This window comes from Actinopolyspora alba, from assembly GCF_900112765.1.
Taxonomy (GTDB): domain Bacteria; phylum Actinomycetota; class Actinomycetes; order Mycobacteriales; family Pseudonocardiaceae; genus Actinopolyspora; species Actinopolyspora alba.
Window position 1 is genome coordinate 150,744 of sequence record NZ_FOMZ01000014.1, and the last position, 24,907, is coordinate 175,650.

At 68.7% G+C, this 24,907-nt stretch carries 23 protein-coding genes; 9 read left to right on the top strand and 14 right to left on the bottom strand.

The features are described from left to right. Nucleotide 1 precedes the first annotated feature (1 nt). The 3 genes from BM150_RS19795 (at nucleotide 2) to BM150_RS19805 (ending at nucleotide 2,494) form a co-directional block, all read left to right on the top strand. Entirely contained in the window at nucleotides 2-586 is a 585-nt protein-coding gene (locus BM150_RS19795; protein ID WP_092928806.1) for a SigE family RNA polymerase sigma factor, read from the top strand. Between the two features lie 455 nt (nucleotides 587-1,041). After that, nucleotides 1,042-2,220, top strand: coding sequence for an N-acetylglucosamine-6-phosphate deacetylase (nagA, locus tag BM150_RS19800; RefSeq protein WP_092928807.1), 1,179 nt, complete (start codon nucleotides 1,042-1,044; stop codon nucleotides 2,218-2,220). Between the two features lie 46 nt (nucleotides 2,221-2,266). Beyond that, entirely contained in the window at nucleotides 2,267-2,494 is a 228-nt protein-coding gene (locus tag BM150_RS19805) for a hypothetical protein (protein WP_092928809.1), read from the top strand. Nucleotides 2,495-2,693: 199 nt separating this feature from the next. Here BM150_RS19805 and BM150_RS19810 read toward each other — a convergent pair whose 3' ends face one another. From BM150_RS19810 to pyrE, 3 genes are all read right to left on the bottom strand, one after another. After that, nucleotides 2,694-3,635 carry a DUF368 domain-containing protein gene (locus tag BM150_RS19810; RefSeq protein ID WP_092928886.1) on the bottom strand — a complete coding sequence of 314 codons (942 nt, stop codon included), beginning with the start codon at nucleotides 3,633-3,635 and terminating at the stop codon, nucleotides 2,694-2,696. A 199-nt stretch (nucleotides 3,636-3,834) separates the two neighbouring features. Further along, nucleotides 3,835-4,434, bottom strand: a complete 600-nt coding sequence (locus tag BM150_RS19815; protein WP_342752602.1) for a TrmH family RNA methyltransferase — start codon at nucleotides 4,432-4,434, stop codon at nucleotides 3,835-3,837. A 207-nt stretch (nucleotides 4,435-4,641) separates the two neighbouring features. Next, nucleotides 4,642-5,220: an orotate phosphoribosyltransferase gene (gene pyrE / locus BM150_RS19820; protein ID WP_092928890.1), complete on the bottom strand. Its 579-nt coding sequence runs from the start codon at nucleotides 5,218-5,220 to the stop codon at nucleotides 4,642-4,644. Between the two features lie 155 nt (nucleotides 5,221-5,375). Here pyrE and BM150_RS19825 point away from each other — a divergent pair, with 155 nt between their 5' ends. Further along, complete coding sequence (locus BM150_RS19825; protein ID WP_245755625.1) at nucleotides 5,376-5,873, top strand: GNAT family N-acetyltransferase; 498 nt, start codon at nucleotides 5,376-5,378, stop codon at nucleotides 5,871-5,873. Between the two features lie 306 nt (nucleotides 5,874-6,179). Here the strand turns inward: BM150_RS19825 and BM150_RS19830 are convergent, their stop codons facing one another. The 4 genes from BM150_RS19830 to BM150_RS19845 form a co-directional block, all read right to left on the bottom strand. Beyond that, nucleotides 6,180-7,061: an SAM-dependent methyltransferase gene (locus BM150_RS19830; protein WP_092928894.1), complete on the bottom strand. Its 882-nt coding sequence runs from the start codon at nucleotides 7,059-7,061 to the stop codon at nucleotides 6,180-6,182. A gap of 314 nt (nucleotides 7,062-7,375) precedes the next feature. Beyond that, nucleotides 7,376-8,149 carry an SDR family NAD(P)-dependent oxidoreductase gene (locus tag BM150_RS19835; RefSeq protein WP_092928811.1) on the bottom strand — a complete coding sequence of 258 codons (774 nt, stop codon included), beginning with the start codon at nucleotides 8,147-8,149 and terminating at the stop codon, nucleotides 7,376-7,378. Between the two features lie 366 nt (nucleotides 8,150-8,515). Beyond that, nucleotides 8,516-9,238, bottom strand: a complete 723-nt coding sequence (locus BM150_RS19840) for a type III secretion system chaperone family protein (RefSeq protein ID WP_245755626.1) — start codon at nucleotides 9,236-9,238, stop codon at nucleotides 8,516-8,518. 120 nt (nucleotides 9,239-9,358) lie between these two features. Continuing rightward, nucleotides 9,359-9,985, bottom strand: coding sequence for a TetR/AcrR family transcriptional regulator (locus BM150_RS19845; RefSeq protein ID WP_092928815.1), 627 nt, complete (start codon nucleotides 9,983-9,985; stop codon nucleotides 9,359-9,361). Between the two features lie 84 nt (nucleotides 9,986-10,069). On the opposite strand from BM150_RS19845, the gene BM150_RS19850 reads away from it, so the two are divergent. After that, nucleotides 10,070-11,299 carry an MFS transporter gene (locus BM150_RS19850; protein ID WP_092928816.1) on the top strand — a complete coding sequence of 410 codons (1,230 nt, stop codon included), beginning with the start codon at nucleotides 10,070-10,072 and terminating at the stop codon, nucleotides 11,297-11,299. Nucleotides 11,300-11,359: 60 nt separating this feature from the next. Next, the gene (locus BM150_RS19855; protein ID WP_092928818.1) at nucleotides 11,360-11,704 is read left to right on the top strand and encodes an MmcQ/YjbR family DNA-binding protein; all 345 of its coding nucleotides are present in this window, start codon (nucleotides 11,360-11,362) and stop codon (nucleotides 11,702-11,704) included. An 81-nt stretch (nucleotides 11,705-11,785) separates the two neighbouring features. Here the strand turns inward: BM150_RS19855 and BM150_RS19860 are convergent, their stop codons facing one another. The 6 genes from BM150_RS19860 to BM150_RS19885 all read right to left on the bottom strand — a co-directional run bounded on the left by BM150_RS19860 (nucleotide 11,786) and on the right by BM150_RS19885 (nucleotide 17,086). Further along, a complete protein-coding gene (locus tag BM150_RS19860) occupies nucleotides 11,786-12,403 on the bottom strand; it encodes a class I SAM-dependent methyltransferase (protein ID WP_092928820.1) in 618 nt (205 codons plus the stop codon). A gap of 54 nt (nucleotides 12,404-12,457) precedes the next feature. Continuing rightward, complete coding sequence (locus BM150_RS19865) at nucleotides 12,458-13,288, bottom strand: helix-turn-helix domain-containing protein (RefSeq protein ID WP_139219591.1); 831 nt, start codon at nucleotides 13,286-13,288, stop codon at nucleotides 12,458-12,460. 161 nt (nucleotides 13,289-13,449) lie between these two features. Beyond that, the gene (locus BM150_RS19870; RefSeq protein WP_217641772.1) at nucleotides 13,450-14,196 is read right to left on the bottom strand and encodes a tryptophan 2,3-dioxygenase family protein; all 747 of its coding nucleotides are present in this window, start codon (nucleotides 14,194-14,196) and stop codon (nucleotides 13,450-13,452) included. After that, nucleotides 14,196-15,434 (bottom strand): pyridoxal phosphate-dependent aminotransferase, encoded by a 1,239-nt coding sequence (locus tag BM150_RS19875; protein ID WP_092928823.1) that lies wholly within the window; start codon nucleotides 15,432-15,434, stop codon nucleotides 14,196-14,198. Before BM150_RS19875 ends, BM150_RS19870 begins: the two co-directional genes overlap by 1 nt. 36 nt (nucleotides 15,435-15,470) lie before the next feature. After that, nucleotides 15,471-16,223 carry an SDR family NAD(P)-dependent oxidoreductase gene (locus BM150_RS19880; protein ID WP_092928825.1) on the bottom strand — a complete coding sequence of 251 codons (753 nt, stop codon included), beginning with the start codon at nucleotides 16,221-16,223 and terminating at the stop codon, nucleotides 15,471-15,473. Further along, on the bottom strand, nucleotides 16,220-17,086 hold the full coding sequence (locus BM150_RS19885) for a thioesterase II family protein (protein WP_139219592.1): 867 nt from the start codon (nucleotides 17,084-17,086) through the stop codon (nucleotides 16,220-16,222). Before BM150_RS19885 ends, BM150_RS19880 begins: the two co-directional genes overlap by 4 nt. 119 nt (nucleotides 17,087-17,205) lie before the next feature. Here BM150_RS19885 and BM150_RS19890 point away from each other — a divergent pair, with 119 nt between their 5' ends. After that, a complete protein-coding gene (locus BM150_RS19890; protein WP_092928829.1) occupies nucleotides 17,206-18,411 on the top strand; it encodes a cytochrome P450 in 1,206 nt (401 codons plus the stop codon). 110 nt (nucleotides 18,412-18,521) lie between these two features. Here BM150_RS19890 and BM150_RS19895 read toward each other — a convergent pair whose 3' ends face one another. Beyond that, entirely contained in the window at nucleotides 18,522-20,501 is a 1,980-nt protein-coding gene (locus tag BM150_RS19895) for an amino acid adenylation domain-containing protein (protein ID WP_092928831.1), read from the bottom strand. Between the two features lie 252 nt (nucleotides 20,502-20,753). Between BM150_RS19895 and BM150_RS19900 the strand changes: the two genes are divergently transcribed. Together BM150_RS19900 and BM150_RS19905 are read left to right on the top strand one after the other, a co-directional pair. After that, nucleotides 20,754-22,031 (top strand): condensation domain-containing protein, encoded by a 1,278-nt coding sequence (locus BM150_RS19900; RefSeq protein ID WP_092928833.1) that lies wholly within the window; start codon nucleotides 20,754-20,756, stop codon nucleotides 22,029-22,031. Further along, the coding region (locus BM150_RS19905; RefSeq protein ID WP_139219593.1) for a non-ribosomal peptide synthetase at nucleotides 22,028-24,907 on the top strand (2,880 nt) is incomplete at its 3' end. The genes BM150_RS19900 and BM150_RS19905, both read left to right, overlap by 4 nt.

Here is a 24,907-nt window from a genome sequence, read left to right on the forward strand (position 1 = left end):
CGTGATCGGGGACGGAACCAGCGGAGTGGAACGCTCGGTCGAGCGCACGCTCGGCCACCTACGTGCTCTGGACGGATCGGACGAACAGGACGATCAGCCCCAGGCACCAATGACACTGGAGGACCTCTACCGCAACCAGCAGATGCGGATGGTGCGGCTCGCCATACTGCTCGTCGACGACCCGGCGACCGCCGAGGACGTGGTGCAGGAGGCGTTCACCGGGCTGTATCGCAACTGGTCGCAGCTGCGGGATTCCAAAGCCGCCGTGGGATACCTGCGCACGGCAGTGGTGAACGGCAGCCGATCGGTGCTGCGACGGCGCAAGACCGCACGCGAGTACCAGCCGCCGCACCAGCCCGACGCGCGTTCCGCCGAGTCACTGGCGATGCTCTCCAGCGAGCACCAGGCGATCGTGGCCGCGCTGGGACATCTGCCCCGGCGGCAGCGTGAGGTGCTGGTACTGCGCTACTACGGAAACATGTCGGAGGGCGAGATCGCCGAGGCGACAGGTGTGTCCAAGGGAACGGTGAAATCCACGGCCAGCCGGGCACTCGAAGCGCTGCAGAAGCAGCTCGGCAACGCCTGACCGGAAGTTCCACAGCCCGGCTCGCTCGGCGGCGCGAGCGGCGGACCCCCGCCGGCTCTCGCCGCGGGTGCCCCGGCCTCGGGTGGCGTTCCGCACAACGTCGGGGTCGTCATCGCGCGGGCCTCCACGGGAATCCGGGCCACGTACGTGATCTCGGCACTGCTCATCCGATAAGCGCGCTCTCGGTTACGCGGCCCTTCGCGGTGCGCCCTTCCATAGGCGGTGCGGACACCGCCGGAACATCACGTTTCGTGTCCGCACGCCCACCGGATGAATCGATTCATTTCGCCGGTTGCCCCGAAAGGGCGGCACACACCACGTCTCCGACAGGTGGTGTAGACCAAAGTGGGGTCGATGTCGCAGGATCGGATTAGCAACCCGAAACATTCGCCCGGCAACACGGGGCGACTCCAGCGGCACCGACCGCGGCCGCTCCTGGAAGGAACGCCGAGACTGTGAGCAACGAAGCAACCGAGCCGTCGCTGATCGGCGGGCGGATCGTCACCGATGAGGGAGCGCCGTGGGACGGCTGGATCCGCGTCGAGGGAGGACGGATCGCCGAGATCGGTGAAGGCCCCGCCCCCGGCGGACTGCGGCCGGAGCTCAGCGGCCACTGGATCGTGCCCGGATTCGTCGACATCCACTGCCACGGCGGAGGCGGCGGATCACTGACCAGCCGGGACAGGCGGCAGATCAGCACCGCCGTGGCCGCGCACCGCGCGCACGGCACGACGACGATGCTGGCCAGCCTGGTCACGGCCTCCGTACCGCAACTCCGGGAACAGATCAGCTCGCTGCTCGGACCTGTGCGCGAGGGACTGTTGGCCGGAATCCATCTGGAGGGGCCGTTCCTCTCGGCGGTGCGGTGCGGCGCCCACGACACCGACATGCTGCGCGCCCCCGATCCGGAAAGCGTCGCCGAACTGCTCGAAGCCGGCGAGGGTGAGGTCCGGATGGTCACGCTGGCACCGGAGCTCGACGGTGCCGTCGAAGCGGTCAAACAGCTCGCCGAGGCCGGCGTGATAGCCGCCGTCGGTCACACTGACGCGGTGGCCGAGCAGGTGCGCCCGGCGATCGACGCCGGAGCCACCGTGGCGACCCATCTGTTCAACGGGATGCGGCCGCTGCACCACCGCGAGCCGGGGCCGGTGGGCGCCCTGCTGAACGACGAGCGGATCACCGTGGAGATGATCTGCGACATGGTGCACCTGCACCCGACGGTGGCGCGGCTGGTCGCACAGCACGCGGGCCCCTCGCGCACGGTCGCGGTCACCGACGCGATCAGTGCCACGGAGGCGGGGGACGGGCACTACGAACTGGGCAGCCTGCCGCTGACCGTCACCAACGGTGAGCCCAGGCTGGCGGACGGCTCACTGGCGGGCAGCACGTTGACGATGGACACCGCACTGCGCAACCTCGTCGAACGCTGCGGACTGAGCCTGCCGGAGGCGGTGGCTGCCTGTTCCACCAAACCGGCCGAGCTGCTGGGCCTGTCCGATCGCCTGGGTTCGATCCGCACCGGACTGGCCGCCGACCTCGTAGTACTGGACGAGCGGTTGCGGCCCGAGCACGTGCTCAAGGAGGGGGCGGTGGTCCCGGCGGCACCGGACAACACCGCCAGGTTGGTCGGATGAGCACCACTCCCACACGGAAACCGCACGGATACCTACGCTGAAGGGCATGAGTACGTCCTCGACGGGTGGCGACCCGGATCCGGAACGGGTGCTCTCCGCCGCGTTGCGCGCCCAGGCGACCGGCAACGGGAACGCGGAACCCGCACCCGCACCGAACCAGCGACCGCCGCGGCAGCCGAAACCGCGGCGGCTGCCGGTGCTGCGTGTACTGCTCTACGCGCTGCTGCTGGGAATCCTCGTCGGCGGCGTCGCGGGCGTGATCTCACTGCAATGAGATCGGCACGGGGAGCTCGGCAACGGAGCTTGGCGGCACGACCGAACTCCTGCCACCGAGGACGCCGCGGCGGCGACTGGCGAGCACCCCTCGTCGATTTCTCGCGAAATCGCCGCGCCACTTCGCACCCGCGGCGAGAGCCGTGCGCGAGGTTCCGCCACCCGAGCCCCTACGCCAACCGAGCCGCCGAAACCCTCAGTCAGCCGACCCTGGAGATCTGCTCGGTGGGTTCGTCGTCGTTCGGCCTGGTCCGCAGCGCGAGGTGCTCGATCACCAGGACCGTCGCCACCAGGGCCACCCCCAGCAGGAAGAACAGCACCGTCACACCCACGTTGCCCGAGGGGGCGAGCAGCTCGCGGTGCTCCTCGGTCTGCCAGGGCCACAGGGCGCGCAGGCAACCGGCCATGATCCCGGTCATCACGACCAGCGTGATCCGCCTGCGGTGCTCCAGCAGCCACTGCAACAGTTTGACGAACAGCGAGAGACCGATGATCGCTCCCACCGCGAAGGTCGCGATGTAGCCGATGTCCCGCTCGTTGAGTGCGGAGAGCGTCGTCTCGTAGAGCCCGAAGGAAAGCAGGAAGAAGGATCCGGAAACCCCGGGCAGCACCAGGGCGCAGACCGCCACCGCCGCTGCCAGCGCCACGATCAGCGGGTTGGGTGAGACAGCGGTCGGGGGCAGGCTGGTGAGCCCGAACGCGAGCAGCGCGGCCAGCACGGCCGTGATGACGTCGGCACCCCGCCAGGCCCGGCCGATCATGGATATGGGAACCCACAGCGAGGCCAGCACGAGTCCGAAGAACACCGCGCGGGAGGAGATCGGGTGCTCCTCGATCACCGGTTCCAGCAGTTTCGCGGCGATCAACGCGGCGCACACCAACCCGATGAGCGCGGGAAGCACCACGTCCCAGCGCACCTTGCGGAACTCGGCGCCCGCGCGGGTGAAACCGGCGCCGCGCGGCACGTCGGCCACGGCCAGCCGCAACGCGCTGAGCAGATGCCCCGCGGAACCGATCAGTGCTTCGTATATCCCGGTGACCAGGGCGATCGTTCCACCGCTTACACCGGGAACGATCTCGGCGGTACCGATCAGAGCACCGCGGACCAGGTTCGCTAGATACGCACGCAATGAGTTGACCATGACCTGCTTTTCATTGTCGGACACTGGAGAAACCAATCGGCGGCACCACCGGGACCGCCTGTGCCGAACGCTCCGGCGGAGGGGAATCGCCGGTTCACGTGAGTACGACACTACCGATCGCCCTCATGGTGCCACCCGCCAGTGATCGAGAGCTCGCCGGAGATCGTAAGAGCGGCCCCGGCGCCCCGGAGTGGCTAGGTCACCAGGCGTTCTCCAGCCGGGCGTGCTGCCTGATCCAGGTGTGCATGACGATCCCGGAGGCCACCCCGGCGTTGATCGACCTCGTGGAGCCGAACTGCGCTATGGAGACCACCAGATCGGCTATGCGGCGGGAATCGTCACCGAGGCCGGTCCCCTCCTGCCCGAACAGCAGCACGCAGTCGGCCGGCAGTTCGACCCGCTCTATCGGGGTGGCTCCGGGCGTGTTGTCCACGGCGACCACCCGCAGCGAGTGCTCCTCGGCGTAGGCACGCAGCTCGTCCAGCCCAGGATGATGGCGCACGTGCTGGTAGCGGTCGGTGACCATGGCGCCGCGCCGGTTCCAGCGTCTGCGGCCGACGATGTGCACCTCCCGCGCAGCGAAGGCGTTGGCGGTGCGTACGACCGTTCCGATGTTGTGGTCGTGCTGGAAGTTCTCGATGGCGACGTGGAAGCCGTGCCGCCTACGGTCCAGATCGGCCACGATGGCCCGCCGACTCCAGTAGCGGTAGTGGTCGACCACGTTGCGACGATCACCCTGCTCCAGGAGTTCGGGATCGTAGTGTTCGTCCGCGGGCCATTCCCCTTCCCACGGGCCCACCCCGACCTGGGCACCCCACTCGGTCGGCCCGGCCTCGGACTGCCCCTGCTCGGACGTTCCGTGCTCGGAAGCTCCCGACCCGTCCCGCTGCCGGTCGGCGTCCCGGGAGCCGTCGGCCGGATGCTGGTCATCGGACGCGCTCCGGTGCCCCCCGGAGCTGTCGTTGGGAATCACCAAGACTCCTGCTGATAGTGCTTCGTCGCTCCGTCAGTCCAGCCCCAGATCCGTGACCCCCAGCAACGAGCGGTACGGCAGCCCCGCGGCCTCGATGGCCTCGCGGGCTCCGGTGTCGCGGTCGACCACGGTGGCCACTCCGAGCACCTCGGCATCGGCCTCTCGCAGGGCCTCGACCGCCGTGAGCACGCTGTCACCGGTGGTCGAGGTGTCCTCCACGGCCAGCACTCGACGTCCGGAGACGTTCGGCCCCTCGATCCGACGCTGCATGCCGTGTTGTTTGGCGTTCTTGCGCACCACGAACGCGTCCAGCGGGGCGCCGGAGGAGTGCAGTACCGCGGTGGCCACCGGATCAGCGCCCAGCGTGAGCCCGCCAACGGCCGTGTAGTCCCAGTCCGAGGTGAGCTGCCGCAGCAGCGTTCCGATCAGCGGCGCCGCCTCGTGGTGCAACGTGGCCCTGCGCAGGTCCACGTAGTAGTCGGCCCGACGTCCCGAGGACAGCGTGACCGGTTCGTGCACGACCGTGAGGTCCCGGACGAGTTGGGCGAGGTGGTCTCGACGTCGCTGGTCAACAGTAGTGTGCGCGGTTGGTTCCTCCACGACCAGCAGCATACCGCTCCGGCTGGTGATCATTTTCGCCCTGGCACGAGTTTCGGAGATATTACCCGAAACCGAAGTCAATTTTAGCCAGAACGAAAAATCTCACCTGATCGTGTGAACAAATAGGGATGCGTCCCGAAAAGGAACCAACGGTTACTATTTCCGCCATGACATCAATCGCCGAAGTACGCCCGATCGAGAACAGCGACGTCCCGGAAATACTTGAACTCGGCAACGAGATTTTCGACGTTTCGGTATTTCCCTACAGCGTGTGGTCGCTGGGAGCCATAGCCAAACATCTCGACCAACAACCGGAAGCCTGCCACGTCGCGGAGGTGGGCTCGCGGAAAGTGGGATTCGTGTTGGCCTCGATGCCGTTCTTCGACCAGAAGTACTGGGGGCACGTCGAATGGATAGGACTGCGAAGGGATTTCCGGGGCAAGGCGCTGGCCACCAAACTGGCCGACGCGACCATCCGGGCGCTCTACCGAGCGGGCGCCACCCGTGTGGTGGGTGACATCTCCACGTCCAACCGGGAATCCAAGCTGCTCGCCCGTTCGATGGGATTCACCGAACTGACCACGATGACCCTGTTCGCCGCCCCCAGCCTGGACTGGATCAAATCCGTGGCTCCCGAGGAGGAGTTCGCCACCAGCGACGCCTGACCGGAGTCTTCCGGTCGGGTTGTCGAGCTACTCGCTTGACGGAACCTCCCGCTGGCTCTCGCTCCGAGGGCGGAGACATCGGGTAGCGACGACGATCCCGGGGCGCGATTCGTGGTTTCCGGCCGAACGGAAACCACGAATCGCGCACGACCGGATCACCGGAGGAGAGCGACCGGCGAACTCCCATCCGAACGGCGTCGCCCGTCGTGCTCGTCCCGCTCGGCGGCGCGGTTCGCGACGCGGAAACCGCGGACCAGGATCACCGACTCGGGAGCCCGGGCGCAAGGCCCGCCACACGCCTCGGTGTCACACCCCCGGTGTCACACTCTCCGGGGCAGCGGACAGCGCGTCGTCCCGACGCAACGTGAGGATCATGATTCCCAGCTCGGGAAGTTCGCGCCACGCGCTTGTCGTGGCGATCGCACGCTCCGGCAGTTCGGAGCCGAGCGAACGCTCGATCTCGCCCCAGTCGTCCCGCAACCGACGTAGTGCCGTCGGCCAGGTGGGGGCGGTGTTCTCGGTGATGTCGAGGAACTCCACCGGCGCCAGCCCCGCGGCATGGGCGAGTTCGAAGTGTCGTTGCAACGTGTCCAGCGACACCGCCTGGATCAGTTCGTAGTACTCGGCGGTGCGGACGCGCAGCCGCTCGGTCATTCGAACTCGCGCGTAGGGCGTTTCCAGCACCAGAAGTCCGCCGGGGCGCAGCAACCGGGCCATGCTGGACAACAGCTCGCCCGTTTCGAAGTGCGGCGAGGACTCGACGGACATCACCGCGTCGAAACTCTCGGTGCGGAACGGTGGGTTGAGCGCGTCGGCGTACTCGAAGGAGACGTAGTGCGACACACCGTTCGAGCTGGCGTGGGTGGCCGCCTCTCGCAGCGCACGGCGGTTGACGTCGATACCGGTGATATCGGCACCGGTACGGATCCCCGCCGCTACGGTGGGACGGCCGTTACCGCACCCCACGTCCAGCACCCGGTCTCCGGACGACACGCGCAGCTTGTCGATCACGAGTCCCGCCAGCCTGGAGGTGGCCTCCTCCAGTGAACTGTCGTCCGCACCGTCGAACCAGTACCCGTTGTGCAGATCGGGACCCCAGTACTTTTCGGCCAACGGCGCGAACCGTTCGTAGGCATTCTCGATGCCGGTCGCTGGAAGGGAGGATCCCAATGCCGCTCGGTTTGACATGTCGTGTCTCCGGTTCTCGGTGAACTCGTTTCCGAATGACTGCTGACAGGACTGCCACTTTCCGAAAAAACCGTGTTCGTTGTCGGCGATCGACGACATCTCCCGGGAAGCTCATCCGAAACCGAACACCGGTGTCTTCCGGACAGGGTGTCACCGCGAAGAAAGTAGCAGCACTTCCGACCCGTTGTGTTACCCCGTCCGAGCGAGCACGACGTGATAAATTTTCATTTTTTGGCGTTTTTCCCGGAGGAATACGACTCGGCGCGGCCACGCCGGAACCACACCGAGCCGAAATCGTCGGATCGGTACTCGGGTCAGGTACGCCCCGGCGCGGCGTGGCTGACGACGAACCGCTGCAACCGGTTCGGTATCAGCTTGCCGAGGGCTACCACGGCCTTGTACTGAGCTCCCGGAATCGACACGGTGCGGCCGCGGCGCAGATCGCGCAGCGCCTCGTGCACGAGCGTGTCGGCGTCCAGCCAGAACGCCTTCGGCAACGAGCTCATCTCCAGCCGGGCGCGCTGGTGGAACTCGGTGCGGGTGAAGCCGGGGCAAAGCGCCATGACTCGTACTCCGGTGCCCGCCAGCGAGGCGGAAAGCCCCTCGGAGAACGTGGTGACATAGGCCTTCGTCGCCGAGTAGGTGGAGCCGGACATGGCGAAGAATCCGGCCACGCTGGACAGGTTGATCACGTCGCCCCGACCGAGGTCGCGCATCACCGGAACAACGGCGCGGGTCAGCCGCAGCACGGCCGTGACGTTGAGATCCACCTGTTGCCGCAACGTCTCGGGGTCGGTGTCCCAGAAAGCACCGGAGGTACCGAAACCCGCGTTGTTGACCAGCAGGTCGATCGGCCTGGTCGCGTCGCCGAGGCGACGTTCGACCTCCGCGAGTTCCTCGTCCCGGGTGAGATCCGCGGGCAACCGCTCGGTGACGGTACCGTAGCGATCCCCCAGGTACTCGGCCAGCGAAGCCAGCCGTTCGGAATCACGGGCGACGAGCACCAGATCGTAGCCCTCTGCTGCGAGCCTGCGGGCGAAAGCCCGCCCGATACCGGCGGTGGCACCGGTTACGAGAGCGGTAGACATGCTTCGGACCCTACCCGCGAGTTTCCCCGATGCCCGCCACCACCGAAGTTCTCCGGTCGGTCCACGGAAGGCTCGGGTGGTGAGAGCTCGGTAGGCGGAGTCCCGAGTCTTCCGGCGTGCGTCCACCCCGGCCCCGCACGACGGCGTGCGGAGCCACCGGCGGTGTCAATTTCTCGCGAAATCGCCACCCCAGCGCGGCGTCGATTCCTCGGGCGGCGTCGATTCCTCGAAATCGCCGAGCAGTACGGGTGGGACACGTGGCGGTGCCCAACCACGGCCTCCCGCACCGGGGTCCGACCACGTTGCCCCGCACCCGGGTGCACCGCGCCATTCCGAGGGGCGCCCCGCGGCGCGGCGGGGCTCGGCTCAGGCGGTGTCGTCCTCGGTGGTGGGGCTCGGGATTATCTCGTCGTCGGGACGCTCCGCGCTGGGTGTCTCGCCGTTGGGGTCCACTTCGAACGGATCGAGCAGATCGGCGAACCGGCCCAACGCGCGCAGCGCGCTCTCCAGCTGTTCCGGTTCGGCCGCGGCGGGTTCGAGCGCCGCGAGCACCCAGTCGTTCTCCGCCCAGGCCACGGTCACGTCGTCGCCGAACTCCTCGACGGCGTCGACCACGTCCGGGGTGACCAGCGGCCGAGCCGTGGCGACGTCACCCACGAACGCGTAGCGCGAGCCGACCGGGCCGAGCAGGTCGAGTTCGGACTCCGGCGGAACCGGCACCTCCGGCAACCACAGCTCGAGCGTGGTGGCGGCCGACCGGCGACAGCGGAGCCCGAGCAGCACCGCCACCGTCCTGCCGCCGACCACGAGGTCGAGCACCGAGACCTGGCGCCTCCCGTCGGCGGTGAAGGTGGACCCGGCCACGATGTCGGTGGCCACCGCCCCGTTGTACTGCGGCAGCAGACCCCGCTGCCACTTGGTCGGCAGCACTTGGTCGAACTCGGCGAACTGCCAGCCACGCAGCGCCGCCCAACGTCTTCTTTCCCGGTTCTTCGCCGTTCGCCGCGCGTGGTCGGTGATCAGCAGCGTGACGCCCGCCGCTGTCGCGACCGCCGCCACGGCGAACCAGACCCATGCAGGTATGCCCACACGCGCAGGGTAGTCGGCCGACGGAGCGGTGCGAAGATCACCTGCTCCCCGAATCGCGTAACGCGCCGGGAGAACACCCGAAAAGACGTGAGGCCGGACCGGCCGGATAGATCCGGGGTGTCACTGTCCACCGGGAACGCACATTTGGAAGAGTTCGTCCCAGTCGGGCGCCTCCCCTGGTAGCCGGTCCGCCCGCTCCCGGAGCCCGGGAAGCAGCAGTTCGAGGTAGCGCTGCCGCAGCTCGGCACGGCGGTCCTCCTCGGTGGCAAGCGGCGGATTGAGGTGCTTGAACAGCAGGAACACATCGGCCGAGCGCAGATCACCGCGCAGCTGCCCCGCACGCTGGGCCGTGACCACCAGCTCCTCGATGTGCTCGATCATGCGTTGCCGCAGCCGGGTGAGCTCCTCGGAGACGTCCTCGGACTCCTCGTAGGGCGGCAGCACGACGCCGATCCCGGTGTGCGCGCGCAGACATCCCCGCACGAACCGCACGAACGCGGCCCAGGGGTCGGGCTCGACCTCCCCGGCGGACTCCGCCTCTGCGATGACACGACTCATGGCGGCGATCCGAACTCGCTCGGCCAGGCGTCGCTTGTTCGGATAACGCCGGTAGATGCTGGCCACTCCGACCCCGGCGAGCTCGGCTATCTCGGAGACCGGAGCGGCGAATCCCTGCTGCGCGAACACCTCGCGAGCCGCGCTGATCACGCGTTCGTCGTAGTCCACGGCGTGCTGGGCTGTGGTCATGACCACAGCGTACCTCGGAGCGGAATGATCCGCTCCGAGGGCGTGTTGCCCCACGCGGAATGACTCGTTCCGGTGAGGAGAATCATGCCGCCCGAGCCAAGCGCCACGACAGCCCCACCAGGCACGAAGCACGCACGCGTTCGCCGACAACGATCCGGCACCTCTTTCGCGCTGGCGGGAGCGATTCTCGCGGTGTTTCTGATGGCCTCCACCGCGCCTTCCCCGATGTACGCCGTCTATCAGCGGGAATGGGGCTTCTCCAGCACGGTGCTGACTCTCGTCTTCGCCGTCTACATGGTCGGGATCCTGGCAGCCCTGCTGCTGTTCGGCTCGTTGTCGGACCACCTGGGACGACGCCCCGTGCTGCTCGGATCGCTGGTGCTGGAGATCGTTTCGATGCTGGTGCTGGCGTTCGCACCGGGCGTCGGGTGGCTGTGCGCCGGTCGGATACTGCAGGGACTGGCCACCGGCTCTGTGACCAGCGCCGTCAGCGCCACGCTGCTGGACTTCCAACCGCCGGGCAGCGGACGCGGACCGCTGGTGAACGGGATCGCCGCGTCGGGAGGAATGGCCGTCGGGTCGGTGATGGCGGGGGCGCTGGTGCAGTTCGCTCCCGCTCCCACCGAGCTGAGCTATCTCGTGCTGATCGCCGCACTGGTGCTACTACTCCTCGGGGTGGTGGCGATGCCGGAGCCCGTGACCGGCCGACGTGGTGAGCCGCGCCGGATACCGCGTCCGCAGCGGCCGACCGTGCCCGCGGGACAGGGCAGGACGTTCGCGCTGCTGGCCACCACGATGCTGGCGGCGTGGACCATCGGCGGGATGTTCATGTCGCTGGGGCCGTCGGTGGCGAGCGGACTGGTCGGGAGCAACTCCCACTTCGTCGGCGGGCTGACAGTCACGGTGCTGGCCGGGGTCGGCAGCGTAGCGCAGGTGCTGGCTTCGGGATGGCACGGCACGCGCGCGGTGCGGCTGGCCGTTCCGCTACTGCTGCTCGGCCTGGCCGCCGTGGCGACGGCGGTGATCCTAGGAAGCGCCGTGCTGCTGTTCGGCGGCTCAGTCGTGCTGGGTGCGGGCTGGGGACTGATGTTCATGGGCGGCTTCCGGATGCTCAGTGCCCTGGCGAGGCCCGAGCAGCGCGCGGGCACCTCGGCGATGATCTACGTGGTCGCCTACCTGTCCGCGGGGGGCTCCAGCATCCTGCTCGGCTACCTGACCACGTTGTTCGGACTGGACAACGCCACGATCGTGTTCGCCGTCGTGGCGGGAGCTTTCGCCGTGCTGGCCTGGCTCGGCAGCGGCAGGAGCCGTTGACAACGCGCCGGTCACGGACGATCGCGAGACACGGACGGCGCGATAGGGCAGGCTGCGGTCATGGTCACCATCGACGAGATCCGCGAAATCGCTCGCGGTCTGCCGGGCGCTTACGAACAGCCCTCCTACGGCGGGCAACCGTCGTGGCGGACGAAGCCACGAGGGTTCAGCTGGGTTCGCGACGAGCCGGAAGCGCTCGTGGTGTGGGTCGGTTCGGTCGAGGAGAAAGAAGCGTTGCTCGAAGCCGAACCCGAAAAGTTCTTCACTACCTCCCACTACAACGGTCGACCGATGCTGCTCGTCCGGCTCGATGGTGTCGATCGCGCCGAAGCCGCGGAGCTGATCGAGGAGTCCTTCCGGCTGCGGGCTCCCGCACGTCTCGTCGCGGAAATCGACGGGAAGTAGCGCGGGAGCCGGGAAATCCAGCGGGACGGCGGGCGGCGGACGACGCCCGAGAGCCCCGGGACTTGCCTGGACTTACGGGGCTTACCGGGGCTTACCGGCGAAAGCTAGTTGGACTCCGTCCTCGACGCCGACCTCGACGTCGGCGAAGGCAGCACCGAGGTGCAGCTCCGCGAGCTCCTCGTCGGTGTAGACGTGCATGGCCGATCCCCAGACGTTGTCGGGCGGTTCCGGTCCCGGCACGGTCGCCACCACCAGCCGACCGCCGGGCCGGAGGACACGATGGATCTCGGTGAGCACGGTGTGGGGAGTCTCGAAGAAGAAGAACGCGTTGGTGGTCACCACGAGCGAGAACTCGCCGTCGGAGAAGGGGAGCTCACGGACGTCGGCGAGGCTCAATCGTGCGGTCCCCGCCCGGCAGGCGTCGTCATTGCGGCGACGGGCGAAGTCGAGGACGTCGGTGCTGTGATCGACACCGGCCACCTCCGCCGCTCCCAGCTGGAGCAGCCGCTCCAGCAGGCGCCCCCCGCCGCACCCCACGTCCAGCACGCGTTCGCCGGTTACCGGTCCCACCCGCGCGAGCAGCAGGTCGAAAACCTCCTCGTGGCCGGGTGGCGCGCCGGAAGCGCCACCGTAGCCCTCCTGTGCGAGCCGCCCGCGCGGGCAGCGGGCGCTGTCGTCGATGAAGCGTTGCCGATCCATACCCGCCACGGTGCCCGCGGACGACGCCGGGGTCTTGGACGAATGCGAAACGCCTCAGACGGGTAGCGGCACGTGGTTGAGCCGCTCGCCTCGTCGCCGGAGGTACTCGGTGGGAGGGAGGCCGCAGTGCGAGCGGAACTCCCGGATGAGGTGCGCCTGGTCGTAGTAACCGTGCGCCGTCGCGAACGCGGGCCAGCCGAGCCGCCCGGCTTCGTCGATGCCCTCCAGCGCCGCCCGGAAGCGCCACAACCGCTGGTAGGCCTTCGGGGAAAGCCCCACATCGGCACGGAACACCTGTTCCACCCGCCGTGGCGTCCACCCGAGGCGCTCACCGAGCCGACCGATGCGCCGACTCCCGAGAGCGCCGGAAAGGCAGGCGGTCGCGGCCACGGCCGCGGGATGCGCCACCGCGGAGTGAGCTGCCTCGGCGCGGCGGGCCAACCGCTCGCGCAGGACGGATTCGAGCGTACGCAGCCGTGCCCCGGCATCGGGCGCGGCGAGCACCCGCTCGCGCACCAGGTCCGCGTCCGCTCCCCAGAGCTCCTCCAACGGCACGTGGCGCTCGCACAGTTCGTGCAACGGCGCTTCGACCAACGGCCGCGCGCCGCCGGGGCGGAACACCACCCCGAGCACTCGCGACTGCTGGGTCGTGTCCAACACGTACGCGCGGCGGTACGGCCCGGCCACCACCGCGCCCCGGGAGATCCCGCTCGACGCGGTCCCACCGGGCAGCCGGAAGGAATCCTCCCGCAAGTTGAACATCAGCTCGACAGCGCCGGTCGGCAGCCGCAGCTCAGCGCGCCGAGCCGGGTTCCCGCCCTCGTGGAGCCAGATCGACTCCACGAACTCGCCCACCGGGCCGCCGGGCGTGATCGAGGTGAACATCGTGCCGGAAACCTTAGCGTCGATGCTCGTTCGGAGCAGGACGATCCCGCGACGCCCCGGAGCGAACCGCCGGGGCACGAGCACGCCGTTCTCCTGCCGTGGAGCGCTCCGGTCCCACGGGAAGCGACGGCTCCGCCAGCGGCCGGAACGCGCCGGGCGCTTCACTCGGTTCGCGAGTCGCGCCCATCGGCTGCCGCCCCCTCCGCGGTGGCGACCCGCCTGTGAACCTCGCCGCGAAGCAACCGCAGTTCCGTGAAAGGCAGCGTCGCGCGGTCCAGCAGATAAGTCACACCCGAGCTACCGCCCGTTCCCGGGGTCTCACCCAGCACTCTGCTGGTCAGCCCCACGTGGCCGACCTTCCAACGCAGGTAGCCGTTACCCAGGTGCAGCAGTGCTTCGACGATGCGGTGCTCGGTGCCGGCGGCGACTCCGGCCTCGACGATCTTGGCCATGGTGCCGCCGGTCCGTTCCACTCCGCGCGCGAACGCCGGATAAAGGGTGCCGCTGCGGGAGGCGTTCCCGATGATCCGGTCGAGTTCGCGGAACTGGGAGGACTGCGCTCCACTCGCCGACCCCAGGTGGCGTCGGAAGTCGGCGAAGTCCTCCAGGGGCAACCGCTCCAGCGCGACCAGCTGCTCGTGCAGCATTCGCAGCAGATCACCCACGCGGTAGAGCAGGTCGACCGCCCGCTCCAACTCGGCCGGACGCATCGTCGAGAACGCTTCCTCGACGGCCGACAGGTCGGCCAGGATCTGCTTGAGCCACAGCTCGCAGGTCTGGTGGCAGATGATGAAGAAGTGCTCAGACAGTACGGTGTGCTCGGTGTCGTGCGTCTCGGAGAGCGGATGCTGCAACGAAAGCAGCTCTCCGAGACGGAGATAACCGTGATAAGAGACTTCGGTGTCCATCAGCCCTTCCTCCGCTGCTCGACCAACGACACGATGCGTTCGACACCGGCCGCCAACTGCCCGTGATCGACGCAGAACGCGATCCGCACCAACCGGCTGGCGATGCCTCCCGGCAGCACGGGGCGCAGTGTCCCGTCCGCGCCGAACTCCGGTTGGGCGGAGAACCCGCTGCCGGGTACGACCGCGACGTGCTCGTCCCGCAGGAGCTCGGCGGTGAATTCCTCTCCGGAGAGGCCGCTGGCCGACACGTCGACCATCGCGTACCAACCGCCCCCCGGCAGGGCGGGCAACAGCCCGGCTTCCACCAGGGTGGGCAACACGCTGTCCCGATTGGCTCGCACGTACTTGTGGTTCTCGGCGAGCGATTCCCGCGCCCGCATCGCTTCCAGCCCGGCGTACTGGATCGGGGCGGAAGGAGCGATGATGCTCGACTCCTGAACCATCCGCATCGCGGAGCACACCTCAGGGCGGCCCACGGCCACGTAACCGAGGCGGTAACCGGTCATCGCCAGCCCTTTGGAGAAGGTGAACACGCTGTTGACCAGCCGCCGGGAGGGCTCCACGTCGCGTTCGAGGGAGGCCGTCGACAGATGTTCCGACTCGAACGCGAAGTCCTCGTACGCTTCGTCGCTGACGATCTGCCATCCACGCTCGGCGGCCAGCTCGTAGAGCCGTTCCAGCACGTCACGCCCGAGCAGCGCACCGGTCGGATTGGCGGGCGAGTTCAACAGCAGGATTCGCGTGTTCGCGGTGGAAACGTCGCGGATCGACTCGGGGTCCGGTGCCAACGAGTCGTCCAGCCCGTAGAAGACCGGGCGCAGACCGGCCAGCAGCGCCTGCTGCAAGTGTACCGGCCAGTGGATCTCCGGGATCAGGATCTCGCCGCCCGGCTCCGCGAGAGTCCGCATCAGGGCTGCCAGCCCCTCGCACGAGCCCGGTGTCACGAAGAGGTGATCGACCGGGGCGTCGATGTCGTTGGCCGTGTCGAGCTTGTCGCTGATGCTCTCGCGCAGCTCGTGAAGCCCCTGCACGTCGATGTAGCGGGTCCGACCGTCGAGCGCCGCGTCGGCCAAGCTCCGCCCGACCGATTCCGGCGGGCCGAACGCGGGCTCACCGACGTTCAGCTTGATCAGCGACGGAACTCGCCGCTCCTGCTCGTTGGCCTGCCGGAAGGACTCGTACAACCATGAGGCGGGGATCGCGGACGCTACCGGGAAGATCGGCGTGTCCTGGGGCATGTTCTTGCCTCCTACTGGGCTCGATGGGATGTCGGTTCAGGCCGTTCTGCCACCGTCCACGGCGATCACGGATCCGGTGACCCAGGCGGCGCCCGAGGGGTCGAGCAGGTGACAGACCCAGGTGGCCACCTCGCCGGGTTCACCGAAACGTCCCATCGGAGTACCCGCGATGATCCGCTCGCGGAGCGCCCCGACGTCGTCCGGAGCGGCTTCCTCCCAGAGCTTGGTGTCCACGGGACCGGGAAGCACCGCGTTGACCCGAACCTCGGGGGACAGTTCGGTGGCCAACGAGCGGGTCAGCGAGTTCAGGGCCGCCTTGCTCGCGCCGTAGTAAGCGCGCCCGGGCATGGCCAGCACACCGCCGACCGAGGAAACGTTGACGACGCTGCCGCGATTGGCCCGCAGCTCGGGCAGAGCCGCCCTGATCAGCTCGGCCGCCGCGACCACATTGGTCGCGAGCATCCGCTCGAACTCGTCCGGCCCGGCGTGCTCCAGCGGTGCGAATCGCGCGTGCCCGGCGTTGTTGACCACGGCGTCGATCCCGCCGAGTCGTTCACGCGCGACGGACGCGATCGTCGCTGCCGCGCCCCGCTCGGCGACATCGCAGGAGTGGGTGCGTACGCGGGGTGCCGCGCGTTCGGCCACCCGCTCCAGACGGTCGGTGTCGCGGCCCACCGCCAGCACTTCGGCCCCGAGTTCGACCGCTTTGAGCACGGTCGCCTCCCCGATGCCCGAACCACCGCCGGTGACGACGACGCGCTGGCCGGCCCAAGGGGCGTTCGCGTTCATGCCGCGGCCCCCGAACCGGCTCCGACCCGCTCCCGCAGCAGATCGGCCAACAGATCGCGAGGGTTCTCGAAGAGGTGAAAGTGTCCGCCGCGGCGAACCCTCGTGGCGAGGCTCCCCGTGGTCCATGCCGCCCATTCCGGCCCCACATCACCGGGTACGAGCGGATCCTCGGAGCCGAGATAGCAACGGATGTCGACTCCCAGCCGGCCCACGGGGGGCGCGGACACGTATCGCCCGTGCGCGGTGATGTCCGCGCGGAGAGCGGACAACAGCAGCTCGCGCAGCTCGGGGTCCTCGGCCAACGACGGGTCGACGCCGCCGAGCTCCACCACGCGTCGCCAGAGTCGCTCGTCCGGCAGCGCGGCGACATCGTGCGAGACCGCCGGCGCCGCGGAAGGCGCGCGCGCACCGCTGACCCCCAGCGCGGCCGGGGCCGTTCCGGCTCGTTCGAGCAGTCGCGCCGTCTCGTAAGCCACCATCGCGCCGAAGCTGTGACCGAAGAGCAGCGACCGCACCGGGTCCAGGGCGGCGAGCTCCGCGCTGATCGCCTCGGCCATGACCCGGACATCCGTTTCCGGCTCCTCCGCGATCCGGTCGCCGTGCCCCGGGTACTGGACGGCCAGGAGTTCGACACCGGGCGGATCCACGTCGCCGTCGAGGCGGCGGATGTGCTCGCGCCACGTCGAGAAGCTCTCGGCCCAGCCGCCGGAGTGCGGGAAGCAGATCACGAGGGTCCGGGCTCGATCCGACCGAGCGGAGACACCGCGAGGCTCCAGGGATCTCACCCACTCGCGCGGTTCCATGCCGCCCTCCTGTTCGTCGATGGCGCCCAGACGATGGCACGCGGCGGGGGGCGGACTCACCGAATCCTTCTGGTTTCATTCATCCCGCTTACTCGGACGCGTCCGTCCTGCCAAGCTCATCCGTCAGACCCGCGCGGGACCTCTCACGCGCCCCGAGAGCTTCGACGAGGACCGAGAACATGACGCTGACAGCTCGATCGGTGTCGCCACTGGACCTGACCGACCCCGCGTCCCTGGTGGACAACGACCCCTACGCCTACTGGGAGCGGATGCGTGCGGAGGCGCCGGTCGCCTGGCACGAATCACCGCACGGCATCGGATTCTGGTCGGTGGCCAGGCACGCCGATGTCGTGGCCTGCTACAAGGATTCCGCGGGCCTCAGCTCGGCTCGCGGCACCGTGCTCGACGTGCTGCTGCGAGGCGGGGACTCCGCGGGGGGCCGGATGCTGGCCGTCATGGACCGGCCACGCCACCGTGCGCTGCGCCGCGTGCTGCAGCAGGCGTTCTCGCCCCGGCTGATCCGACGGGTCGAGCGACAGGTGACGACCCGCGCCGACAACTTGGTGGCCGCCGTCGTGGGGACGGGGCCGGTGGACTTCGCGGCCGAGGTCGCCGAGGCGCTGCCGATCAACACGATCTGCGATCTGCTGGAGCTGCCCGCGTCGGACCGGCCGGACCTGCTCGCCTGGAACAAGCGCGCGCTGTCCTCCGACGCGGACGACGCCGATCCGATGGATCCCCTCGAAGCGCGCAACGAGATCCTCGACTACTTCGTCGAAACGGCGCGGGAGCGCAGACGACGCCCCGGCGAGGACGTGATCAGCATGCTCGCGAACGTGCGAGTGGAGGACGAGCCGCTGTCCGACGACGACATCGCCCTCAACTGCTACAGCCTGATCCTCGGCGGGGACGAGTCCACCCGAATGTCGACCATCGGAGCACTCGACGCCCTGGGACGTCACGAAGACCAGTGGAACCGACTCACGGCAGGCTCCGCCGCGGTCGGAACGGCGGTCGAAGAAGTGCTGCGCTGGGTCACGCCCGCCATGCACTTCGCTCGGACCGCCACCCGCGAGCTGCTAGTCGGCGGACAACGCATCCGCGCGGGCGACATCGTGAGCATGTGGAACATCTCGGCCAACAACGATCCGGCCGTATTCGACGAGCCCCGCTCCTTCGACGTCGGCCGCGTCCACAACCCGCACGTGTCCCTCGGGCACGGTCCGCACTTCTGCCTGGGCGCCTTCCTCGGCAGGCTCGAACTGACCGCCGTGCTGAATTCGATCATCCGCCGGGTGAGCACGATCGAGGTGCTGGCGGCCCCGCCCAGGGTCTACAGCACATTCCTCTTCGGATACACCGAGCTGCGGCTCGTACTGCGCTGAACCGGGGAACGGGCTGGACCGGGGAACGGGCTGGACCGGGGACGGATTCAGCACGGCAGGATTCACCCCCGAGAATCGCGGAGCCGATGGCGCGAACGCGCCGTGGCGGCCTACGACTCCGGCAGCCTCTTCCACAGGTCGGCCATCGTCCGGCTTTCGAGGATCAGGCGGACGGGAAGGGTCATACCCCACTCGTTCCGCACGCCGCGTGCCAGTTTGACCGCGAGCACGGAGTGCCCGCCCCGGTCGAAGAAGTTCTCGTCCGGCCCGATCGACGGAACGTCGAGCACGGACGCCGCCAGCTCGCATAGCCCGTCCAGGTCCCGAGCATGCCCGTCGAGGTCCCGATGATCGGCGTTGTGCTCGCTCGGACCGCTCTCGCCGACCGATCGCGACGTCCGCGCGCTCCGCTCTTCCAGGGCACGCCTGTCGACCTTGCCGTTGCTCATCGTCGGCAGCGCGTCCAGGACCACGATGTCGGCGGGGAGCATGTGGGCGGGAAGCCTGCGCGCCAGCCGATGGTGCAGGTCGTTCGCCTCCGGTTCGCTTCCCCCGCTCGCCGCGACGTAGGCCGTCATGCGCGCGGTGTCGAGCGCGCCGGTCACCACCACGGCGCTGAGCGCCACTCCGGGACAGGAGTCCAGAGCCGCCTCTATCTCACCCAGCTCGACGCGGAATCCGCGCAGCTTGACCTGGTGGTCCGACCGACCCGCGAAATACAACTCGCCGTCGCCGGAGCGGTAACCGCGGTCACCGGAGCGATACATCCTGGTACCGGGCTCGCCGAAGGGATCGGCGACGAACCGTTCGGCGGTCAGCCCCGGACGGTTCAGATACCCCAGGGCCTCGCCGGAACCGACCAGGTAGAGCTCGCCCTCCTCGTCGGTCGTGCAGGGGCGCAGCTGTTCGTCGAGCACCCGAACCTCGTTGCCCGGCCAGGGACGGCCGATGCTCACCGGGGAATCGGGCTCCACCGGGCCGGCCATCGTGACACCGACGGTCATCTCGGTGGGGCCGTAGCCGTTGTACATGCGCCGGTTCGGCGCCCAGGCGCGCACCAGCGACGGCGTGCACACATCCCCTGTGGACAACAGCACTCCGCCTTCCAGCACACCGGCACTCTCGGTGAGGCTGAGAGCGACGGGGGGCAGCACCGCGTGACTGATTTCCCGCTCCCGCAGAGTGCGGTGCAGCTCCTCACCGGGCAGGATGTCGCGCTCGTCGGTGACAACCAGGGTGGCCCCGGACAACAGCGCCAGGGTCATGTCCCAGAAGCCCGCGTCGAAGTTGAACGAGGCCCACTGCAACACCCGGTCACCCGGCCCGGCGCCGATCCACGTCCGCTGCGTCGCGACGAGGTCCGAGACACCGGCGTGCGGCACGACGACGCCCTTCGGCACCCCTGTCGAACCAGACGTGTAGATGACGTACATCGGGTGATCGGCCGTCAGCGGCCGGAGAAGCTCTCGCCGCGGCACCGGATCGGCGGCCTGGGCGGACAGCAGGTCGCCGACCTCGGGATCGTCCAGGTCGACGACCGCCACGCCCGCGAGGACATCGTGCGATCCGCTGTGCAGTACGTGGTCCAGCGAAGCGTCACCCACCACGTGCTCCACCCATTCCCGGGGATAGCTCGGGTCGAGGGGAACGTAGGCGGCTCCCGCCGTCGCGACGGCCAGGGCCGCCACCGGTAGCCAGACACCCCGCGCGATGGAGAACCCGACCAGGTCGCCGGGACCGATCCCCCGCTCGATCAACAGTCGGGAGAGCCTGTTGACCCGCGCCGCGAGTTCCTCGTAGGTCAGCGATTCCCCGCTCGCCTCGACCGCGGGTTCCCCCGGGTGGGCGGCCACGATCCGTTCGAAGTGCTCCGACAGGGTGGGCTGACCGGTATCCCGCCCGCCGACGGAACGCACGTCGGTCCACACGCGTTCGACGTAGGCGCGGGCGTCGTCCGGTTCGGCGGGGCCGTGCTCCACGCTCCAACCCGTCGGCACGGTCTCGTCCACCGGCCACAGCGAGCGCTGACCGCGCTCGTTGCGCAGTACCGCGTAGTTCTTCCCCTCACGCTCGAACGGGTTCCGACTCATCGCTGACCTCCGAGATCACACGGTGCCACGGGTTCGGCCCGTGCCCGCCGTACGTTGGCGCGAGGTGCCTCCGGGCGCTACCACCGGACACACACCGCCGATCCACGATGGAGCCTCGACCGCGCCGGTGTCCGAAAGCGCGACAGGTTCGTGAAGGTGACGACCGCCGGGACTCGGTACCGGCGGTCAAGTTCTCGCACTTTTCTTTCATCGCCGCCCGGACGGGGACTCGCCGATGGCTATGTTGCTGGCGTGGCAGCCGAATCCCAGCCTTCCGTCGGGCAAACGCTGCTCTGGTTCCTCGACCGCTACCGCGGCGAGGAGGGAGCCCTCAACTGCCCGACCCTGTGCCGCATACACGGGCCCGTCGACAAAGCGCGCGTGCGAAGTGCCGTCGCCGAGGTGATGACGCGGCACGAGTCGCTGCGAACGACCTTCACCGGGGGTGGACGCAGGCTCAGAGCGCTCATCGCCGACAGCGCGTCACCCCCCTTGAACGAGGTCGACCTCTCCGGCGAACCCGACCCGGAAACGGCGGTCGAAGAGGCCATCAGGACCGAGCTGAGCACCCGTATCGATCCGTCGGAGAGCTGCGTACGGCTCACCCTGTGGAAGCTCGCCGCCGACCACCACGTTCTCTGCTTCAACATGCACCACATGGTCACCGACGCGTGGTCGTGCCGCGTGGTCCTCCAGGACCTGTGCACCGCCCTGGACCGCACAGGGAACGATGCGGTGCCGAAAGCCGCCAAGCCCTATTCCGAGTTCGCCGCGGAGCAACGACGGCACCTGGCCTCGGACGCGGGCAAGCGGCTCACCTCGTTCTGGTCCGAACAGCTCCGCGACATGACGCTCGCGCCGTTGCCGATGTCGCGCGCCACGCCCGGAGCCGCTCGCCGCACCGATCTCGTGCAGGACACATTGGACGCCGATACCACGACCGCGCTCGACGCGGTAGCGCGTGCGGAGCGCAGCACCTTGTTCGTCAGCCTGCTGACGGCCTACTACCGGGCACTGCGGCAGGTGAGCGGCAGCGACGACCTGCTGGTCGCCACGCTGTTCGCCAACCGGACGCCGGAATACCGGGACACCGTCGGCTTCCTGGCGAACATGGTGCTTCTTCGAACCCGGCTGTCGCCCGGGGGCGGCCTCACCGACGACCTGCGCGCCACCCACTCCACCGTGATGGACGCCTTCGTCCACCAGGCGATGCCGATACAGATGCTGCCCATCACCCCGGACGACACGAGTCGCAGGCTGGACGACGTGGTCTTCCAGATGATGCCCGATCCCGTCTACTCGACCCGGGCGGGAGGTCTGGACATCGAGGTCCTCGTCCCCGACGACGTCGCGACCCGCTTCGAACTGGAGCTGGTGGCCGTGCCCACCGAGGACACCATCCGTGTCCTCCTGTTCTTCAACCCCGACCGGTTCTCCCACGAGTTCGCCCACGAACTGCTCGCGACGTACATCGGGATCTGCCACGGCTTCGACCGGTTACACCGCGGCGTGAAGGAAGGGTCCGCATGATCGAGCGAGAAACCGACGAGACGGAGCGCCCTCGCACCCCGCGGGCGGAAGAGATCCGCGCGGCCGTCGCGGCCAGGCTCGGCATCCCGATCTCCGATATCGGGGCCGAGGACGACCTCACGGAACTCGGTCTTGACTCGCTGGGAGTCATGAACCTGGCTTCCACCTGGCAGGCGGCGGGCGTGGAGGTCACCTTCGGCGAGCTGATCGAGGAGGCCACGATCGCCGCGTGGGCGCGGCTCATGGACCGGAGCGGGAGCCCCGACCGGGAAGCGCCGGAACCGGCGGACGACGAGGCCTTCGAGCTGGCACCCATGCAGCACGCCTACTGGTCCGGCCGCCAGCCCGGCATGCCGCTCCGGACCGGCTCGCACTTCTACTTCGAGTTCGACACCTACCTCGATCCCGATCGGCTCGACGCCGCGGTCAGCGCGCTCCGTGAGCGCCACCCGATGCTGCGGACGGGGATCGACGATGACGGCGTCCAGCACGTCCACCCCGCGCGCCACGGGCTGGACGAGGTGGTGGACCTACGCGCGCTGGACGCGGATACGACGGAACAGCGACTGGCGAGGATGCGCGCGCGCATGTCCCACCAGACGTTGCGCATAGCGGAGGGGCAGGGACTGGACGTACGGCTGGTCCGTCTCGCCGAGGACGCGTGCCGCCTGTTCCTCGACATCGACATGATCGTCTGCGACGCCAGGAGCTTCGGCATCGTGGTCTCCGACCTGGCGCGACTGTACGCCGCGAACAGCGCCGACACACCGCCGGTGGACCTGGACTTCCGCGACTACCTGCGGCTGGTCGCGCAGTCGGGGCGAGGCCGCCGTGACCGGGACGCCGAGTACTGGCGCTCCCGGGCCGAGTCGCTGCCGACCGCGCCCTCGCTCCCCCTGGCAACAGCACCCGAGCGGCTCGACGAGGTCGCCAGCGTACGACGTCACACGTGGCTGTCCGGCGATGCCTACGCCCAGCTCGCCGAGCACGCCCGCGCCCACGGCGTGACGCCCTCGATGGCCCTCGCGACCGCGTACGCCGATGTGCTCGCGGCCTGGAGCGACGATCCGCACTTCCTGCTCAACCTGCCCGTGTTCAACCGGGCCCCGGTGCACCCGGACGTCGAGCACCTGGTCGGTGACTTCACGGATCTACAGCTGCTGGAAGTCCGTCCCGACGGGAGCCTTCCGTTCGCCGAACGCGCCCGTGCGGTCCAGGACCAGTACCGGCGCGATGCCGCGCACTCCAGCTACGGCGGCACCTCGGTGCTGCGGGATCTGGCGCGCACGACGACCGGGCCGGGTAACCGCTCGGGCGTGGTGTTCACCAGCGTGCTGGGCATGGGCGAGCTGTTCGACCGATCCGCCCTCGACCTGCTCGGACAGCCGGTCTGGATGAGTTCACAGACCCCGGGCGTCTGGATCGACCTGCAGTTGATCGAGCAGGACGGCGGAGTGCTCATCAACTGGGAGACCGCCGAGAACCTGTTCAGCGCGGGTGTGCCCGCCGCCATGTTCGAAGCCTTCGCCGAACGCGCGCGATCGCTGGCATCGGACCCCGACTCCTGGTCACGAACCCTGCCGGTCCCGTTGCCGGTGGGGCAGGCGGAGGTGCGTGCCCGGGTCAACGACACCGGACCCGGAAACCCACCACGACTACTGCACCCACCGATCTTCACCCACGCACACACCCACCCCGACCGCATCGCCGTCCACGGCCACGACCACACGCTCACCTACCACCAACTCACCCAACAAGCCCTGGCCATCGCCGGACACCTACGCAGCCGCGGCATCGCCCACGGCGACCCCGTCGCCGTCTCCATCCCCAAAGGACCCGACCAAATCACCGCCGTCCTCGGCATCCTCGCCGCCGGCGCCTGCTACGTCCCCATCGGCATCGACCAACCACCCCACCGCCGCAACCGCATCCTCACCTCCGCACACGCCCACCACGCCCTCATCACCACCACACCCGACCCCGACTGGCCCCACACCACCGAACCCATCGACCTCACCACCGCCACCCACGCCGAACCCCTCCCACAACCAGCCCAACCCTCACCCCACGAACTCGCCTACATCATCTACACCTCCGGCTCCACCGGAGACCCCAAAGGCGTCGAAATCACCCACGCCGCCGCCGCCAACACCATCGACGCCATCAACCACCGCTACACCATCGGCCCCCACGACCACGTCCTCGCCATCTCCGCCCTCGACTTCGACCTCTCCGTCTACGACATCTTCGGCCTCCTCACCGCCGGCGGACACATCACCACCATCACCGAAAACACCCGCCGCGAACCCACCCACTGGGCACACCTCATCCAGCAGCACCACATCACCATCTGGAACACCGTGCCCACCCTGCTCGACATGCTCCTGACCACCACCGACACCCACCAACTCCCCAGCCTCACCCTCGCCATGACCTCCGGCGACTGGATCGGCCTCGACCTCAAAGACCGCCTCACCACCACCGCACCCAACGCCCACCTCGCCGCCCTCGGCGGCGCCACCGAAGCCGCCATCTGGTCCAACGTCTACGACGTCACCCACATCGACCCCACCTGGGTCTCCATCCCCTACGGCCACCCCCTCCCCGGCCAGCACTACCGCGTCGTCAACCCCCACGGCCACGACTGCCCCGACTGGGTACCCGGCGAACTCTGGATCGGCGGCGCAGGCCTCGCCCACGGCTACCGCAACGACCCCCACAAAACCAACACCTCCTTCATCACCACCAACAACCAACGCTGGTACCGCACCGGCGACCAAGGCCGCTACCACCCCGACGGCACCCTCGAATTCCTCGGCCGCACCGACCACCAAGTCAAAATCCGCGGCCACCGCATCGAACTCGGCGAAATCGAG